The organism is Flavobacterium ranwuense, assembly GCF_004349315.1.
Taxonomy (GTDB): Bacteria; Bacteroidota; Bacteroidia; order Flavobacteriales; family Flavobacteriaceae; genus Flavobacterium; species Flavobacterium ranwuense.
The window spans coordinates 22,786-40,155 of the sequence record NZ_SMLH01000002.1; the positions used below are offsets into that span (position 1 = coordinate 22,786).

Consider the following 17,370-nt stretch of genomic DNA (forward strand, 5'->3'; position numbering starts at 1 on the left):
ATACTATTTATACAATGAGTTTTTTCAAAAGAATATTTTCATCAGAGAAAAATGACCCGAGCCTAAGCGAACAGGCGAAGCAAACATTAGACAAGAGTCTTGAAAAATCAAAAACAAATTTCTTTTCGAAGTTAACCAAAGCTGTTGCCGGAAAGTCAAAAGTTGATGAGGAGGTTTTAGATAATTTAGAGGAAATCCTTGTTGCCTCAGATGTTGGTGTGAATACTACATTAAAAATAATTACCAGAATCGAAAATCGTGTTGCTTCAGATAAATATCTTGGTATAGAAGAACTCAATCAAATTCTGAGAGAAGAAATTGCTGCCTTATTATCAGAGACAAATACTGGAGAAGCCACTGAATTTGTAATTCCAATTCAGACGAAACCTTATGTTTTAATGGTGGTTGGGGTAAATGGTGTCGGAAAAACGACTACCATTGGTAAATTAGCTTATCAGTTTAAAAAAGCAGGTTATAATGTGGTTCTTGGTGCAGCCGATACTTTTCGTGCCGCTGCCATCGATCAGTTGCAAATATGGGCGGATAGAGTAGGCGTTCCTATTGTTCGTCAAGATATGGGAAGTGATCCTGCTTCGGTAGCTTTTGATACCTTACAATCAGCAGTGGCACAAAATGCCGATATCGTTATTATTGATACTGCAGGTCGTTTGCATAATAAAATTAATTTAATGAACGAATTGACCAAAGTAAAACGAGTGATGCAAAAAGTCGTTGGTGATGCACCACATGATGTATTATTGGTTTTGGACGGCTCAACCGGTCAGAATGCTTTTGAACAAGCGAAACAATTTACAGCCGCTACTGAGGTTACTTGTTTAGCCGTTACGAAACTAGACGGAACTGCAAAAGGCGGTGTCGTAATTGGTATCTCAGATCAATTTCAAATTCCTGTAAAATATATTGGTGTGGGAGAAGGAATTGAGGATCTTCAGGTTTTTAATAAGTATGAGTTTGTAGATAGTTTTTTTAAATAATAATTAGAATGGATTTTTCTTATTTAAAAAATACACCTCCGATGTATCTCTATTTAGTGAGTATCATTTCTTTTATATTGGCAAATCTTATTCGAGATAAAAGTCTTGGTTTTTATTATTTTTTGTTGATAATAGGTTTGGTTTTCTTTGTTTTAGGTTTCATGAGACGTTTGAAAACCAAGTAGGCTTATTGGTACAAAGCACTAATTTTTTGCCACAAAGTTTCATCAAAATCGGATAACGCAAAAGTTGGATTGTCAGGATTTGCAACATCTCCCATTCTTATAACGACCATTTTCTTGCTTGGAATAACATAGATTTTTTGATCGTTTTTCCCCAGTGCCATAAACATATCGACTGGAGCTGTTGGTATCAAACTGCCATTGAATTGCAGTTGGCTTTGTGGCAACTGATAACTTGATTTTCCATTCAGCCACCATAAATACCCGTATCCCAGATTTATAGTTTGTGAAGTGTTTGTAGCTTCATTAAGATAATTTTCACTTACTATGGTATTGTTTTCCCATTTTCCTTTGTTGAATAATAACAAACCGAAACGTGCCATGGAACGAGTATTACTTCCATAAACAGAATTATTGCCTAACTGAAACCAGGCACCATCCATTCCTATTTTATCTTTCAATTTAGTGTTGAAATAGGCATTCCAGGTTTGACCGCTTGCTTGAGCAATCACATCCTGTAATTTTACATATACGTTATGATACGCCCAACGTGTTCCTGCATCCGCTTTATATTTTAGGCTCGCTGGATCAATATCATCCGTACTGTCATCTAATCCAGAAGTCATATTGAGTAAATGTTTGTTTGTAATCAAGTTTTCTTTTGCTAAAGGCAAACTGGTCCAACCGGTTCCGATGTATTGTGAAACTTTAGTATTGATGTTGATTAAGTCTTCTTGTTGAGCAATTCCTGTTACAGTTGATGTCAGTGTTTTTCCAGCGCTTGCCCAATACCAATTACTCGTTGCGGAATGACCGTTGAAATAATGTTCCATTACGATTCTTCCGTTGACAAGAATGATGAAAGATTTTGAATTTTTGAGTTCCAAATAATCTAATAACGGTTGCACATCAGATAGTTTCCAACCTAAACTCGCAATAGATTTTGTTTCCCAAGTTGTACCGGTTAGAGGAGGGAAATAGAGTGTTTCTGCAGGTGTTGGAGTAGGAGTTGGTTCAACAGTATCGGAACTGCAGCTACTACAAAAGAATACGATGATGAGACTGTAGATTATTTTTGACATCTTGCTACTGATTTATTTCTAATTCCTTTAAGACCAAAAATATAGAAAATAGTTTAATGTGTTTCTACTATTTTTGTTTTCTTTGAATTTAATAAGAGTAACTTTGTATTTAGAATAAACGGGATTTAACCCGAATACCCTAGCCCTGATGGAAGCGGCATCCCACGCTTTTTTTGCGTGGATATAGCGTACAGCAGGAAGCAGCTCCTAAAAATAATAATTATATGAAAAACACATTTAGCATTCTTTTTATAGCATTCCTTTTTGTGGGGTGTCACCATAAGATTAAGCCTGCAGATATTTCTAAAATAAACGGATATTGGGAAATCGAAAAAGTTGTTTTTGATGCTGGGAAAGACAAGGATTATGGCATGAATGAAAGTTATGATTTTTTTAAAATAGATGATAATAAAGGGTTTCGGAAGAAAGTGATGCCGCAATTGGACGGGACTTTTTTAGTGAATGATGTTTATGAAAACGTAACGGTGCGATTTGCCGATGACAAAGTATTTTTAGATTATTCGACGCCGTACATGAAATGGAGTGAGGAGTTAATTGCTCTATCAGCGGAGGAATTAGTATTGCTGAATACAGAAAAAACGGAATATCATTACAAGAAAGCAACATCAATAAATTTACTGGGCGATGGCAAAACGACTAAATAATCAAAGTACGATAGGGGATGTTTTGAAACAAATTATCCAAGTGAATAAACTTCAACCCGGAATGGATCAAATTGACGTTAAAGACGCATGGAAAAATCTTATGGGAAATGGTGTGAATAATTACACTAAAAATGTGGTTTTGAAAGGAAGTACTTTGTATGTGGAATTGAGCTCTTCAGTATTAAGGGAGGAATTAAGCCACGGCAGATCAAAAATTGTGGCTATGATTAACGAGGAATTGAGACGTGATGTGGTGAAAGATGTTGTTTTGAGATAGTGATTTTAGATTATTGATTAACGATTTCAGATTTCAGATTTCTTTGTCATAAAAAATCCCGTTTCAATTTGAAACGGGATTTTTTTTATTTAAAGATTTCTAAACCTTAATTCAAAAATCGTTAATCTTCAATCATAAATTAAAATTGCTCTCTTCCAGCAAAATGGAAAGCACCTTCGATAGCTGCATTTTCATCGCTATCAGAACCGTGAACTGCATTTTCTCCGATAGAAGTTGCGTAAGCTTTACGGATAGTTCCTTCAGCAGCTTCAGCTGGGTTTGTAGCACCAATTAAAGTTCTGAAATCTTCAACAGCGTTATCTTTTTCTAAAATGGCGGCAACAATTGGTCCTCTTGACATGAATTCAACTAATTCACCGTAGAAAGGTCTTGCAGCGTGAACTGCATAAAAAGCTTGAGCATCAGCAACAGTTAATTGTGTTAATTTCAAAGAAACGATTTTGAAACCTGCAGTAGTAATCATTGCAAGTATGTTTCCGATGTGTCCGTTAGCAACAGCATCAGGCTTGATCATTGTAAATGTTCTATTTGTAGCCATTTTTTTTGTGTTTTTTAAATTTTGTGCAAAAATAGTATTTTTTTATTGATTATTTTTACAAATATGGCATTCAAATAACTGTAATCTGATTAAAGTTGAATAATGTCAAATTTTTTATCTAAAGGTTTCAGTTGATTTATTAATGTCGGAATCAGACTATCACCATTTTCCAAATAAAATTCCGAAAAATTAGCCTGGCGTTCCTGTAAACTTTGGTTTGGGAATAATTCATTTTGCAAGTCGGTAATGCGTTGTAATTGCTCTGTGTGTTTGCGTTTTTGGGCTTTTAACAACCTTCTTTCCAGATTTTCCAATCCTTTTATTTGTTTCGCTTCCTGCGCTTTTACAGCTCCGGTAAAGGATTTGTCGGTTTGATGCACTAATGAGTGTAAATAATGAAATTGATTTTTTAAATGTTCTTTTTGGATGGTTAAATCAATAGGGAATTCTGAGAATACTTTTACTTTCTCATTGATTAAATCCGTTTGTTTTGAAAATAAATCTGCCCAATTCAAGTCTAATTTGTCTGCTTTTTTAGCTTGTTTTTCAGTAGCTAATAGTACAGAGTTTCTAAGTAAAAGCATTGGAAAAGTTACTTTTGCAGCAGCAAAAAAGGATTTTAGTTCTAACCAATAGGCAATTTCTCCACCTCCGCCAATGTAGCATAAATTAGGGAGTATTACTTCCTGATACAGCGGACGCATGATCACGTTAGGGCTAAATTTTTCTGGATGATTCTCTAAAAGTGTTAGAATTTTATTTTCTGAAAACTCAATTTTGGTATGGTTTACTTTGTAGGTATTGTTTTCAAATAGGATGCGTTCTCGTAAATCATCTTCGATGTAAAACAAATTGATTTCACGGGGATTCACTTGAACTGTATAGTCGTTTAATTTTTCAGCGGTTTCTAATACCAATTTATGGGATGACTGGTGTAGTAATTCTTCTTTTACAAAAGGAATGAAGTTGCGTTTTAAATCTGCATTATCCGCGTCCAAAATAACTAAACCATATGCTCCAAATAGCGCATTTGCCAAAAATCTCGTGGCATCGGCTAAATTATCGTGATTGAGATAGGAATCCTCAAACAGTTTTTTGAGTGTATTTGCATTGGTGCTGGAACCTAATTCTAGTGCGTATACTTTAAGGAAATCAGCTAAGCCTTCAGTAGACAATCGTCCAACAGGACCTGTGCTTTCTTTGTTCCAACGGAATTTTTTGCCTTTAAAATTAAAATAATTGATTTCTTCAAAATCATGATCTTCCGTTGCCATCCAGTAAATTGGAACAAAATTATAAGCAGGATATTTCGCTTTTAATTCATGGGTTAAATTAATAGTGGAAATAATTTTGTACAAAAAATACAATGGTCCGCTGAATAAATTCAGTTGATGACCAGTGGTAACGGTAAATGTATTGGAATTGGCTAAAGCGGCAATATTTTGCTTTGTTAAAGCCGAAGTTTGAACCGTAGCGTATTGTTTTTGTAAAACAGAAACCAAAGTAGCTCTGGAAGTATCATTAAAATTAGCTTGCTTTTCTTGAATTTGTGCTTCAAAGTTTTCAAGATTTGGAAAACGATGGTATAAAGAGTGAAGAGTACTTTTTTCCTCTAAATAATCATTCATTAAAGTAGAAAAATATCCGGAATTATGATAGCTGATACAGTCGGTTGGCATGTTTTGAGTTTCTAAATTTGTCGCTAAAGTAAGAAAAAGTAAAGTTATGTTTTTTTGGTTTAAGATATGTTTAGGAAAATAATACTTATCGCTTTAAACTAAAATGTCCTTTGTATTCTTTTCCATCAGCTCTGGTCGCTACAAACCAATAATCATCTGGTGCAAGTTCGTGTTCATTCATAGTTCCGTTCCAAGCTCCATTTTGGATTAATTCTTTGATTAATTTTCCATAACGGTCAAATATTTTTACAGTCAAGTTGGTTTCCAAGTCTGAAAATTTAATATTCCAAGTATCATTAAAACCATCACCATTTGGCGTAAAGTATTTTGGGTACATCAATAAAAAGACTTCATCTGTGGCTGTTCCACAACCATTTTTATCCCTGACATGTAGGGTATATTCACCACTATACAATGCCGAAAATTGATTGTTATCCTGAAAATGAATACCGTCAATTGAATATTCGAAATCACCTGCGCCGGATGCAAAAATGGTGATTATATTCTCCTTGTCAGTCCAGTCTTTCGTCTCTACAGAAGTAATAGTGGCAATATTTGATTTTCGTACTTCAAAATTCTTTATGCTCGAACAAGAAATGGTGCTGTAATTATTGGTAACTGTTACTGAAAAATTGCCGGGAGTAGATACCATTATCGAAGATGTCGTTGCACCGGTTGACCATAAATAGATATCAGAACCTGAACCGGCATCAATAGTAATGGTATTGTTTTCACAAATGGGTACTATGTCCTGAATTGAAATAATTGGTTTTGAGAGGAGAGTTAATTTCAATTCAACAATGGCATAACAAGGATTATTTGAATTGATGCGAACGTAGATTTTGTTGTCGCCCACGACTAAGTTGTAATTTGAAAAATTAGTGATTTGATTGGCTGCCAATTGATTTTCTGCACCTAAAATAGTTGAATAATAATAAAAGGTATATCCTGAAGTACTTGAAATTAGCTTCGAATTATAGTCTGATAAATTTACTTTTTCAGAACCGTCATTCAAATCATCACAAAATAATTCTGCATAATTATTTGCCGGTAAGGTGTTTATTAGTGAAACGGTAATGGCTAGTTTATTAGGGCTTTCGCAGCTGTTTTCTGTTTGCGAAGCATAATATGTTGCGCCATCTTGCAGAGGAGTTGAATTTGGCAAAAGCGTTCCCGAAGCATTATACCATTTTATTACAGTTCCCGAAACTACAATAGTATCTAAAGTTGGATTTTGACTGGAACAAAAAGTTTGACTTGCATTTCCTGTTGGAGCAGAAGTATTTTGGATATTTATTAGGACAGGAATTCTATCACTTTGGCAACCATTAATTGTCTGCGAGGCATAATAAGTTGTTCCGTTTTGTAATGAAGTTGTGTTCAACAAAAGAGTTCCATTTGTTAAAGCATCATACCATTTTATGTTTTGACCAGAAATTGCAATATCATTTAAAGTTACGTTTTGTTGGATGCAAAAATTTTGGGTGGAGGTTGTAGTTGGAGCTAAAGGTTTTGCAATAGTGTAAAGTTTTAAATTTGTCTCAACAAAACAGTAAGGGTTACCTTGAAAAGAACTTCTAATTATAATAGTCTCTTCATTTTTATTTTTATTTGTATATGGGTTAGGTAATGGGCTAGGTAATGTATTTCCATTTGAATCAAAATATTCGACCACTAAATTAGATTGATTTCCAATTATCTCAGAATTTATATTTGAAGTGTCGAAAGAATTAGATATTCCAGATCCGGAAATACTTTCGCAAGCATAAATAGGATTTACAGAATTGATAGAAGGGGCATTGGTGATTGTGATGTCTTTTTCTAGAGTTTGCGAATCAGTGCCGCAGTTTATAATTACTTTGATATGATAAGTACCTGATGATGAAAACTGGTGTGTTGGATTATTAATTGTTGCACTATTTGATGATGAATTAGGGTCGTTAAAATCCCAAGTAATTGAATCAAATGTTCCGTTTACATTAAAGTTTGTGAGTGTATTAAAACAGGTGTTTTCAGCGATTATTTCACCAGTGGCAGTTGATGCATCAAGTTTATATTTATAAAACATAACATCGCTGGCATTGTTACCGCTATTATTATTGATAACAGAACCGTTGATAGTCAATGGTGAACTTTGAAAACTTGCGGTTAAATACAGGTCATTTCCATTAAATAAAATCGGGTTAGCAGCATCAGTAGACATGCCTTGCGAATAATAATTTGTTCCAGATGATTTTAGGATAAATTCAGATTCAAAGTTGTTTAAGTTTACTTTAAAAAGTACTAAATCCTCATTATTGTACACAGACGCACCACTAGTATAAGTTCTACTTTTGATGGTTGCATTAGGAAATGTCATTGTGCCGGTAAAACTGGAAAAAATATACAATTCATTTCCTTTTTCAGTTAAATAAGCTGTATTTCCGGAAGAGTTGCCATCCATTCCGGGAATGTCCAAACTAGATGAGTTGTTAATTTGTTTAATTCTTTCTAAGTTTCCTGTAGTAATATTGAATTCTGACAGAATACTTTGGGTTAAATAAAATCCCGTATTAGGATCTGTATAAATAGTTCCAAGTATATCTACTAGTTTGTAAAAAGCACCCCACAAATATAATTTGTCATTAGTAGGATTATAATATAAAAGAGTTGGTCTATAAAAAGATTCATTCTTAGTTTTATTGTTAGAAATTTCTTTACTCCAAAGAACATTGAGATTGGTATCGATTTTATCAATGTCTGAATGAGTATAATTACTATTAGAACTTGAATATCTTGAGAAATATAAATCTCCATTTTTATCCATTTCCGAGCTAGTATAATCATCATTGCTGGTTCCAAATTTTTTAGCTTCTTTTAGATTTCCATTAAGATCAAATTTGGCAATGAATAATAATGGATGATACACATAATATCCAGTATAAGCGGTATTTGTGAGTGTTATTTGATTGTTGATTGTTATTCCAGTATAAAATGTTCCAGTTATATAAATAATATCATTGTGGATATAGATATCTCTCATTCCGTAATCCGCACCATTACCTATTGATCGGTTCCAAACAAAATTTCCATTTTTATCAAATTTAAGTAGATTTAATCCAGGATACATAGGCAAACCGCTAAATAATTGCGGAAAAGGTCCTACAGCATTATGAGCATTATACCAAGTAAATAAAACATATATATTGTCTTGGCTGTCAATTACTAACTTGCTTATGTAGAGACTCCTTTCGTCAATTTCTTTTTTCCAAACCAAATTGCAATTAAAATCATATTTGTAGATAGACATCCAATCTCCAAAATTCCCTCCATTCTTTGCTAAGTATATACCATCGCTTGTTTTCTTTAAATCGGCAGTAGCATCACCATTCCAACCACCTAAGTTTTTGGCACAATCAAAACATTGACTTTGCATTGTAAATGAAAAAGTAAAAAATAAAAAAAGTAAAATTCGCTTCATAAGTAAGATTTATAGCAAGGTAAATGTAATTAAAGATCTACAAAATAAATCCAAAGATCAAACATTAAAAATAGAAATAGAACTTCAAAAATCTTTTACTGAAAAGATTATAAAATCCCTTATTTTTGCACCAAACTTATTTCTTTTGAAAACCAAATTATTCTTAATTACGCCTCCTTTTACCCAACTGAATACCCCGTATCCGGCAACTGCTTATATCAAAGGGTTTCTGAATACCAAAAACATTGAGTCTGTTCAGGCGGATTTGGGTATCGAAGTGATTTTGAAATTGTTCTCGAAAGAAGGACTTGAAAATTTGTTTAAAGTTTCAGGTTTAAAGATTAGCGTTGGAGAAATCTCAGACAACTCAAAACGTATTTACGCTTTACAAGATGAATATCTAAAAACGATCAATCCTGTTATTGCTTTCCTTCAAGGAAAAAATCCAACATTGGCGCTTCAAATTTGTCAGGAAGATTTCTTGCCGGAAGCGTCCCGTTTTGCGCAATTGGAAGAGCTCGATTGGGCTTTTGGAACCATGGGAACACAGGATAAAGCGAAACATTTAGCAACTTTATACCTTGAAGATATCTCTGATTTTATAGTCGAATGTGTCGATGATAATTTTGGTTTCAGCCGCTATGCTGAACGTTTAGGACGAAGTGCCAATTCTTTTGATGAGTTGTATGACGTCTTGCAACAGGAACCAACCTATATTGATAATTTACTTCTTTCAATTCTAAAAGAGAGAATAGAAACTATTCAACCTACATTATTCTTGATTTCAGTTCCGTTTCCAGGAAATTTATATTCGGCTTTTCGTTCGGCACAATGGGTGAAAAACCATTATCCGAACATCAAGATTTCGATGGGTGGCGGTTTTCCGAATACCGAATTGCGTTCGCTTTCTGATGCCCGAGTTTTTGAGTTTTTCGATTTTATTACGTTGGATGATGGCGAAATGCCAATCGAAGAATTAATTTCCAATATTGAAAATCCAGATTACAATTCGTATAAAAGAACATTTCTGTTGGAAGACGGAATAGTAGTTTATAAAAATAATTCTCTAAAACACGATTACAAACAATCGCAAGTGGGAACACCTGATTACTCGGATTTGCTTTTGGATAAATACATTTCGGTTATCGAAATTGTGAATCCCATGCACCGCATGTGGAGCGACGGACGCTGGAATAAACTCACCATGGCGCACGGTTGCTATTGGGGGAAATGTACATTTTGCGATATTTCTTTGGATTATATCAAAATTTACGAACCCGTTGCTGCCAATTTATTGTGCGACCGAATGGAAGAGATGATTGCCCAAACAGGTGAAAATGGATTCCATTTTGTTGATGAAGCCGCACCACCGGCTTTGATGCGCGCTCTAGCTCTCGAAATCCTCCGAAGAAAATTAGCAGTGACATGGTGGACAAACATTCGATTCGAAAAAAGTTTTACCAAAGATTTATGTTTGTTGCTCAAAGCTTCCGGTTGTATTGCAGTTTCCGGTGGTCTCGAAGTCGCTTCCGATCGATTATTAAAACTGATTGACAAAGGCGTAACGGTCGAACAAGTCGCCAAAGTCACCCGAAATTTCACCGAAGCAGGTGTCATGGTTCATGCCTATTTGATGTACGGTTATCCAACACAAACCATTCAGGAAACCGTAGACAGTCTCGAAATGGTGCGACAATTATTTGAAGTGGGCGTGTTACAATCCGGATTTTGGCATCAATTTGCCATGACCGCGCACAGTCCCGTGGGCTTGTATCCAGAGAAATTTGGTGTGGTCAAAGAAACCGAAATCATTGGAACTTTCGCAAATAACGATATTAATTATACCGATTCAACAGGAATCGATCATGATAAATTCAGTTTTGGACTCAAGAAATCCTTGTTCAATTTCATGCACGGAATCTGTTTTGATTATGAGTTGCAGGACTGGTTTGAGTTTAAAATTCCAAAGACTAAAATTTCACCTGATTTTATTTTGGATGCGTTGCACGAAGAAGAGGATTTCAATAGTAAACCCACAGCTAAAATTGTTTGGTTAGGCGGGAAACCATTTGTAGAACATTTTGCCAAATCTAAAAAAGGGAATTCTTGGGAAATGATGACGCTGACTTTTCATGATAAAAAAGAGAGTTTCAGCATTCAAACGAATAAAAATGAAGGGGAATGGCTGGTAGAAATACTGCAAAAGATCTCTGTTTCGAATGCTAAAATTTATACATTTCAAGAAATAAAAAAAGATTTTGAAATGAAATTGGAAGACTTTGAATTGTTTTGGTACTCAAAGCCTATTAAAACTCTCAGAGAGTTTGGGTTATTAGTCTTATAAGTTTTTCCACCTAACTATATCTATTTAGCATAAAACTTAATTTTTGGTTTACGAAAACGTTTTCTTTTACTTATTTTTACGATTCTAAAATAGAAACAAATGAGTATTGGTTATAAAGTTAATGTAAACGACACTTTTCATTTTGATTTGGAAAAGGAAAGTGTTTCACAACTGGATGCAGTGAGTGTGGAAACGAATAAATTCCATATTTTACACGAAAACACACCTTATCAAGCGGAAATCATCACTTCTGATTTTCTTCAAAAAAACTACACAGTCAAGGTAAACAACAACACGTATACTGTTGCCATTTCAAACCCTTTGGATATTTTGATTAAGGAAATGGGATTCGAAACGGGACTTACGAAACAAGTCAATTTTATCAAAGCACCTATGCCCGGATTGATTCTCGAAATCAGTGTAGTAGTAGGACAAACTGTAAAAGAGAACGACAACCTAATTATTTTGGGTGCTATGAAAATGGAAAACAGTTTTCTTTCCCCGCGAGATGGCGTTATCAAAACCATATCGGTACTGATGGGAGATGCCGTAGATAAAGGACAGTTGTTAATTGAATTCGAATAATGTTATACCGGTAATTCGCTAATTAAAAAGTGAATTTATCTATAGATAATCATACCATTTATCAATTCAAAATAGTCCAACTTAAATGTACTTATATCCCTTATATGGTTTAAAAAATGTCTAAGTGGTTGGACTTATTTATACCCATAATTGGTATAGGAGAATGAAAATTAGTGAATCTGCGGTTTAAAAAATAAAAAATGAAAAAAATATTAGTTGCCAATAGAGGGGAAATCGCCATCAGGGTGATGAAAACCGCACAAAAAATGGGTATTAAAACTGTAGCAGTATATTCTACTGCCGACAGAAATGCACCGCACGTAAAATTTGCCGATGAAGCCGTTTGGATTGGAGAAGCACCTTCGAGTCAATCGTATTTGTTAGGAAGTAAAATTATAGAGGTTGCAAAATCTTTAAACGTAGATGCCATTCATCCAGGTTATGGATTTTTGAGTGAAAATGCTGATTTTGCTGAAGAAGCGGAGAAAAATAACATCATTTTTATTGGTCCAAAGTCGAAAGCGATAAAAATAATGGGGAGTAAACTGGCAGCCAAAGACGCCGTTAAGCAATACAATATTCCAATGGTTCCCGGTTTTGACCAAGCCATTACTGATGTCGAAAAAGCAAAAGTCGTTGCCAAGGAAATTGGTTTTCCAATTTTAATTAAAGCATCTGCCGGAGGTGGTGGAAAAGGAATGCGGGTGGTAGAAAGTGAAACTGATTTCGAATCCCAGATGGATCGTGCTATAAGTGAAGCAATTGCTGCGTTTGGAGACGGTTCGGTTTTTATTGAAAAATATGTGGGCTCGCCGAGACATATCGAAATTCAGGTTATGGCGGACAGTCATGGCAATGTGTTGTATTTATTTGAAAGAGAATGCAGCATCCAGCGTCGTCATCAAAAAGTAATTGAAGAAGCGCCTTCTTCGGTTTTAACACCGGAATTGCGTAAAAAAATGGGTGAAGCGGCTGTTTTGGTAGCCAAATCCTGTGATTATTTAGGAGCTGGAACTGTCGAGTTTTTATTGGATGAGAACAATAATTTCTACTTTCTTGAAATGAATACCCGCTTGCAGGTGGAACATCCCGTTACGGAATGGATTACCGGAACCGACTTGGTGGAACTGCAAATCAGAGTCGCCAGGGGAGAAGCATTGGCAATCAAACAAGAAGATTTAAAAATAAAAGGACATGCGATGGAATTGCGTGTGTATGCCGAAGATCCGATGAACGATTTTCTGCCTAGCGTAGGTCATTTGGATGTGTATGAATTGCCTGTTGGTGAAGGAATTCGAGTGGATAACGGTTTTGAACAAGGGATGGATATCCCCATTTATTACGATCCTATGTTGGCCAAATTAATCACTTATGGAGAGACCCGTGAAGAAGCGATTCAATTGATGATTAATGCGATTGATAACTATCATGTGGAAGGCGTGCAGACGACGTTGCCTTTCGGGAAATTTGTTTTTGAGCATGAGGCATTTCGTTCCGGAAAATTCGATACGCATTTCGTAAAGAACTACTATAATGCTGATGTATTGAAAAGTCAAATGGAACAAGAAGCCGAAATCGCTGCTTTGGTGGCGTTGAAACAGTATTTTGAAGATCAAAAAATAGTACGCTTACTAAATTAAACTAATTGTTTTAAACCATTAAGAGGTTAAGGAAAATTAAGGACTGCTTTTCTAAATGAAACTTAATTTCTTAATGGCTTTAAATAAAATTGGCGAATTGGCGGTTAAAAAAGAACAATATGAAAGACAAAATAAATACATTAAACGATAAAATTGCCGAAGCTCATTTGGGTGGCGGTAAAAACAGAATTGCAAAACAACATTCCAATAAAAAGCTAACGGCGAGAGAACGTGTCAATTATTTGATGGACGAAGGGTCTTTTGAAGAAATCGGGATGTTGGTCACACACCGAACGTCTGATTTTGGAATGGAAAAAGAACTGTATTACGGAGATGGTGTCATTACGGGATATGGAACCATAAACGGACGACTGGTTTACATTTTTGCCCAAGATTTCACGGTTTTTGGTGGTTCGTTATCCGAAACGCATGCCGAGAAAATCTGTAAAATCATGGATATGGCAGTCAAAATGGGAGCGCCAATGATTGGACTGAATGATTCTGGAGGAGCGCGTATTCAGGAAGGCGTACGTTCTTTGGGCGGGTATGCCGATATTTTTTATAGAAACGTACAAGCTTCAGGAGTAATTCCACAGATATCTGCAATTATGGGTCCCTGCGCCGGTGGAGCCGTGTATTCTCCTGCGATGACTGATTTTACGATGATGGTTGAAGATACCAGTTATATGTTCGTAACAGGGCCGAATGTGGTAAAAACCGTAACCAATGAAACCGTAACTTCGGAGGAATTGGGTGGTGCGAGCACTCATTCGACCAAGTCAGGAGTGGCACATTGCACTTCGACCAATGATGTGGAATGTCTGGAAGATTTGAAACGCTTGTTGAGTTATTTGCCACAGAGCAACAAAGAAAAAGCACATAATTTGCCTTACGAACTGAATGATGAGGTGCGTACCAAATTAGCAACTATTATTCCGGATAATCCCAATAAACCGTACGACATGCATGAGGTGATTGGTGGTATTATTGATGAAGATTCGTTTTTTGAAATTCATAAAAATTATGCTGAAAATATTCTTGTGGGTTTTGCTCGATTGGGAGGAAAAAGCATTGGAATTATAGCAAACCAACCGATGATTTTAGCTGGTTGTCTTGATGTGAACAGTTCGAAAAAAGCAGCTCGATTTACCCGTTTTTGCGATTGTTTTAATATTCCTTTATTGGTTTTGGTGGATGTTCCGGGATTTTTGCCGGGAACGGATCAAGAGTGGAACGGGATTATTGTTCACGGTGCGAAATTGTTGTATGCCTTAAGCGAAGCAACCGTGCCAAGAGTGACCGTAATTACGCGTAAAGCCTATGGTGGTGCTTATGATGTAATGAACTCGAAACACATTGGTGCCGACATGAATTTTGCTTGGCCAACTGCCGAAATTGCCGTGATGGGAGCCAAAGGTGCGAGTGAAATTATCTTCAAGAAAGAAATTAACGAAGCCGAAGACCATGAAGCAAAACTTTTGGAAAAAGAAGCAGAATATGCCGATTTGTTTGCGAACCCATATACTGCAGCGCAACGTGGTTTTCTAGACGAGGTAATCTTACCGCAAGACACAAGGCGTAAATTGATAAAAGCCTTTAGTATGCTCGAAAATAAAGTGAGTGTTACTCCTAATAGAAAACACGGGAATATTCCTTTGTAATTGTTGGATAGAATTGAAGAAACCACCTGATAAAGGTGGTTTTTTTGCTTTATGTTTTCTGAATTATTTTTCTAATACGAACCGAAACCCAATCCCGTGTAAATTTTCTATTGCAATTCCTTTTTCGTTGGCAAGTATTTTGCGCAAGCGGGAAATAAAAACATCCAGACTGCGTCCCATAAAATAATCGTCGTCGCCCCAAAGTGAAGTAAGGATTTGTTCTCGTTTTAGAACTGCATTTTTATTGTCTAGAAATAATTTCAAGAGTTCGGATTCGCGTTGCGTGAGGGGTATTTTTTCGGACGTATTGAATAAAATAAAATTTTTGGTGTCGAATTGGTATTTACCGATTTCATAAATCAATTTCTCAGCAGTATTATTTTTATGGGAACGTTTCAGGAAAACCTCTATTTTTAGGATTAATTCTTCAATACTGAAAGGCTTTACGAGATAATCATCGGCGCCCAAACGGAGTCCTTTGATGCGGTCTTCCTTCAAGGTTTTTGCCGAAAGGAATATAATAGGAATATCAATATTGACCTTTCTAATTTCAGTGGCTAATTCGAATCCGTCCATTTTTGGCATCATAATATCGAGAATGCAAATGTCGAAATCGCCTTTTTTGAAGGTTTCTAAACTCGTTTTTCCATTACAACAATGCGTCACTTCATAGTGGTTTTGCTCCAAATTATCTTTGGTCAGGAATGCTAATGTCGCATCGTCTTCGGCATAAAGAATTTTAGAAGTGCTCATTGTTTATTAGGAATTAAAATGGTTAGGGTAATGCCTTTTTCGAGATTATTGGTGGCGTTGATTTTCCACTGATGCAAATTGCAAATCTTTTTTACATAATACAAACCTAATCCAAACCCATTGACTTCATTGCTTTTCTCACTCGGAATTCGATAGAACTTGTCGAATATGAAAGAGAGGTTTTTGTTTGAAATTCCGATTCCATTATCAATAAATTCGAGTTTCAGCACTTGATTTTCTTTCGATAATCGGATAACAATTTCGGGTTTTGCATTGCAATATTTTGCGGCATTGTCAAGGAGATTGTAAACTAGATTATTGAAATGAAAGGAGTCTGCAATTATTGTGTAATCAGACGAATCCGATTTGATTGTTGTTGTAATTTCAGGATATTTTAATTTGATGTTTTCGATAGCATTTTCAATTATTGGAACTATCGCAATATTTTCTGTATTCAATTCTATAGGAGAATAATCGGATTTGGCGATTGTCAAAATTTGTTCTATATGCTGGTTTAGTTTATTACTTTGATTGATAATAATTTCGGCATAGGTGTAAAGTTTTTTATCCTCTTTGATGGGTTTTTGCTGGATTAAATAATTGGAAGCAATCAAAATTGATGATAACGGCGTCTTGAATTCATGCGTCATATTATTAATGAAATCCCGTTGTAATTCGGAATATTTTTTTTGCTGTAAAAGCGTAAAAATAGAATAGACATAAATCAGTAAAATAAGAATTAACACCATCGAAAGTACAAACCAAAACCGCAGCGAACTAAACAAATAAGTGGTTTCATTGGGGAAACGAATGGCAAAATAATATACTAAATTTTTATGTTTTGGGAAATAGATAGATTGTTTTCCTTTTGATTTGTCCGATAAAGAAATATAGTTTCCATACACCATTTCATCGCTTTGACAATTGTACATGGCATATTCAAAATCGGTCGTGAGATTCATTTTTTTGAATTCGGATTTTAGATAAAACTCTAAAATTTCGGGTTCAAAATCATTATCAATATTCACTACATAATAATCATTTGATATTTTTTTTATGGGATTTTCTGTGGGCAAATCGTGGTTAGTACCATGATATAATTTTTTGGCAACCTCAAGTAAGGCGATATGTGTTTTTTGGCTGAACTTTTTTTCCTCAATTGTAAAAGCTTCTTTGGTCCAAAGGAGTTGTGCCACCAGAATACCAACGATGGCAATGATTCCAAGAATAATGATACTGTTGAGTTTGTTTAGTTTCATATGTAGAAATTCATTGTTTTTTTATCGGTCATATGTAATTCGCATATTTTAATGGGTATTTACGAATAATTTTCAGGTATGCTAATGTCAAGTAAAAAATGGGTTTAGAAAGTGTAATATTAATCAAAATTACTTTCAAATATAACCATTAACAAGTCGTTAACAAACATTTGAAACCGCTTAACAGGAAGTGAAAATTTTCTAATCTACTTTTGGTATGTTCAAATGA

Annotated in this window: 13 protein-coding genes; 7 read left to right on the top strand and 6 right to left on the bottom strand. The window is 35.1% G+C overall.

Annotation, left to right across the window (positions count from 1 at the left end; genetic code table 11):
* The first annotated feature begins 14 nt into the window (after nt 1–14).
* On the top strand, nt 15–995 hold the full coding sequence (gene ftsY / locus E0I61_RS04650) for a signal recognition particle-docking protein FtsY (protein WP_131996225.1): 981 nt from the start codon (nt 15–17) through the stop codon (nt 993–995).
* Between the two features lie 187 nt (nt 996–1,182).
* Here the strand turns inward: ftsY and E0I61_RS04655 are convergent, their stop codons facing one another.
* Nucleotides 1,183–2,259, bottom strand: a complete 1,077-nt coding sequence (locus tag E0I61_RS04655; protein WP_132069748.1) for a serine hydrolase domain-containing protein — start codon at nt 2,257–2,259, stop codon at nt 1,183–1,185.
* Nucleotides 2,260–2,483: 224 nt separating this feature from the next.
* Between E0I61_RS04655 and E0I61_RS04660 the strand changes: the two genes are divergently transcribed.
* Nucleotides 2,484–2,924 carry a lipocalin family protein gene (locus E0I61_RS04660; protein WP_132069750.1) on the top strand — a complete coding sequence of 147 codons (441 nt, stop codon included), beginning with the start codon at nt 2,484–2,486 and terminating at the stop codon, nt 2,922–2,924.
* Nucleotides 2,905–3,201 carry a DUF721 domain-containing protein gene (locus E0I61_RS04665; RefSeq protein WP_099715934.1) on the top strand — a complete coding sequence of 99 codons (297 nt, stop codon included), beginning with the start codon at nt 2,905–2,907 and terminating at the stop codon, nt 3,199–3,201. Before E0I61_RS04660 ends, E0I61_RS04665 begins: the two co-directional genes overlap by 20 nt.
* Nucleotides 3,202–3,340: 139 nt before the next feature.
* On the opposite strand, the gene E0I61_RS04670 is transcribed toward E0I61_RS04665, so the two are convergent.
* The 3 genes from E0I61_RS04670 to E0I61_RS04680 all read right to left on the bottom strand — a co-directional run bounded on the left by E0I61_RS04670 (nt 3,341) and on the right by E0I61_RS04680 (nt 8,899).
* Nucleotides 3,341–3,760: a nucleoside-diphosphate kinase gene (locus E0I61_RS04670; protein WP_132069752.1), complete on the bottom strand. Its 420-nt coding sequence runs from the start codon at nt 3,758–3,760 to the stop codon at nt 3,341–3,343.
* A gap of 89 nt (nt 3,761–3,849) precedes the next feature.
* Nucleotides 3,850–5,439 carry a bacillithiol biosynthesis cysteine-adding enzyme BshC gene (gene bshC, locus E0I61_RS04675; protein WP_132069754.1) on the bottom strand — a complete coding sequence of 530 codons (1,590 nt, stop codon included), beginning with the start codon at nt 5,437–5,439 and terminating at the stop codon, nt 3,850–3,852.
* Between the two features lie 85 nt (nt 5,440–5,524).
* On the bottom strand, nt 5,525–8,899 hold the full coding sequence (locus tag E0I61_RS04680; protein WP_132069756.1) for a T9SS type B sorting domain-containing protein: 3,375 nt from the start codon (nt 8,897–8,899) through the stop codon (nt 5,525–5,527).
* A 145-nt stretch (nt 8,900–9,044) separates the two neighbouring features.
* On the opposite strand from E0I61_RS04680, the gene E0I61_RS04685 reads away from it, so the two are divergent.
* From E0I61_RS04685 to E0I61_RS04700, 4 genes are all read left to right on the top strand, one after another.
* Nucleotides 9,045–11,243 carry a B12-binding domain-containing radical SAM protein gene (locus E0I61_RS04685; protein ID WP_132069758.1) on the top strand — a complete coding sequence of 733 codons (2,199 nt, stop codon included), beginning with the start codon at nt 9,045–9,047 and terminating at the stop codon, nt 11,241–11,243.
* A 99-nt stretch (nt 11,244–11,342) separates the two neighbouring features.
* Nucleotides 11,343–11,828: an acetyl-CoA carboxylase biotin carboxyl carrier protein subunit gene (locus E0I61_RS04690; protein WP_132069760.1), complete on the top strand. Its 486-nt coding sequence runs from the start codon at nt 11,343–11,345 to the stop codon at nt 11,826–11,828.
* 200 nt (nt 11,829–12,028) lie between these two features.
* Entirely contained in the window at nt 12,029–13,468 is a 1,440-nt protein-coding gene (gene accC / locus E0I61_RS04695) for an acetyl-CoA carboxylase biotin carboxylase subunit (protein ID WP_132069762.1), read from the top strand.
* 119 nt (nt 13,469–13,587) lie between these two features.
* Entirely contained in the window at nt 13,588–15,129 is a 1,542-nt protein-coding gene (locus tag E0I61_RS04700; RefSeq protein ID WP_132069764.1) for an acyl-CoA carboxylase subunit beta, read from the top strand.
* 63 nt (nt 15,130–15,192) lie between these two features.
* On the opposite strand, the gene E0I61_RS04705 is transcribed toward E0I61_RS04700, so the two are convergent.
* Both E0I61_RS04705 and E0I61_RS04710 read right to left on the bottom strand, forming a co-directional pair.
* Nucleotides 15,193–15,882 carry a response regulator transcription factor gene (locus E0I61_RS04705; protein ID WP_132069766.1) on the bottom strand — a complete coding sequence of 230 codons (690 nt, stop codon included), beginning with the start codon at nt 15,880–15,882 and terminating at the stop codon, nt 15,193–15,195.
* Nucleotides 15,879–17,141 carry a sensor histidine kinase gene (locus E0I61_RS04710; protein WP_131996254.1) on the bottom strand — a complete coding sequence of 421 codons (1,263 nt, stop codon included), beginning with the start codon at nt 17,139–17,141 and terminating at the stop codon, nt 15,879–15,881. Before E0I61_RS04710 ends, E0I61_RS04705 begins: the two co-directional genes overlap by 4 nt.
* Nucleotides 17,142–17,370: the final 229 nt, after the last annotated feature.

Excerpts from the sequence above, each read along its gene's own strand:
- ftsY (WP_131996225.1), top strand. The coding sequence starts at position 15 with ATGAGTTTTTTCAAAAGAATATTTTCATCAGAGAAAAATGACCCGAGC.
- E0I61_RS04655 (WP_132069748.1), bottom strand. The coding sequence starts at position 2,259 with ATGTCAAAAATAATCTACAGTCTCATCATCGTATTCTTTTGTAGTAGC.
- E0I61_RS04660 (WP_132069750.1), top strand. The coding sequence starts at position 2,484 with ATGAAAAACACATTTAGCATTCTTTTTATAGCATTCCTTTTTGTGGGG.
- E0I61_RS04665 (WP_099715934.1), top strand. The coding sequence starts at position 2,905 with ATGGCAAAACGACTAAATAATCAAAGTACGATAGGGGATGTTTTGAAA.
- E0I61_RS04670 (WP_132069752.1), bottom strand. The coding sequence starts at position 3,760 with ATGGCTACAAATAGAACATTTACAATGATCAAGCCTGATGCTGTTGCT.
- bshC (WP_132069754.1), bottom strand. The coding sequence starts at position 5,439 with ATGCCAACCGACTGTATCAGCTATCATAATTCCGGATATTTTTCTACT.
- E0I61_RS04680 (WP_132069756.1), bottom strand. The coding sequence starts at position 8,899 with ATGAAGCGAATTTTACTTTTTTTATTTTTTACTTTTTCATTTACAATG.
- E0I61_RS04690 (WP_132069760.1), top strand. The coding sequence starts at position 11,343 with ATGAGTATTGGTTATAAAGTTAATGTAAACGACACTTTTCATTTTGAT.
- accC (WP_132069762.1), top strand. The coding sequence starts at position 12,029 with ATGAAAAAAATATTAGTTGCCAATAGAGGGGAAATCGCCATCAGGGTG.
- E0I61_RS04700 (WP_132069764.1), top strand. The coding sequence starts at position 13,588 with ATGAAAGACAAAATAAATACATTAAACGATAAAATTGCCGAAGCTCAT.
- E0I61_RS04705 (WP_132069766.1), bottom strand. The coding sequence starts at position 15,882 with ATGAGCACTTCTAAAATTCTTTATGCCGAAGACGATGCGACATTAGCA.
- E0I61_RS04710 (WP_131996254.1), bottom strand. The coding sequence starts at position 17,141 with ATGAAACTAAACAAACTCAACAGTATCATTATTCTTGGAATCATTGCC.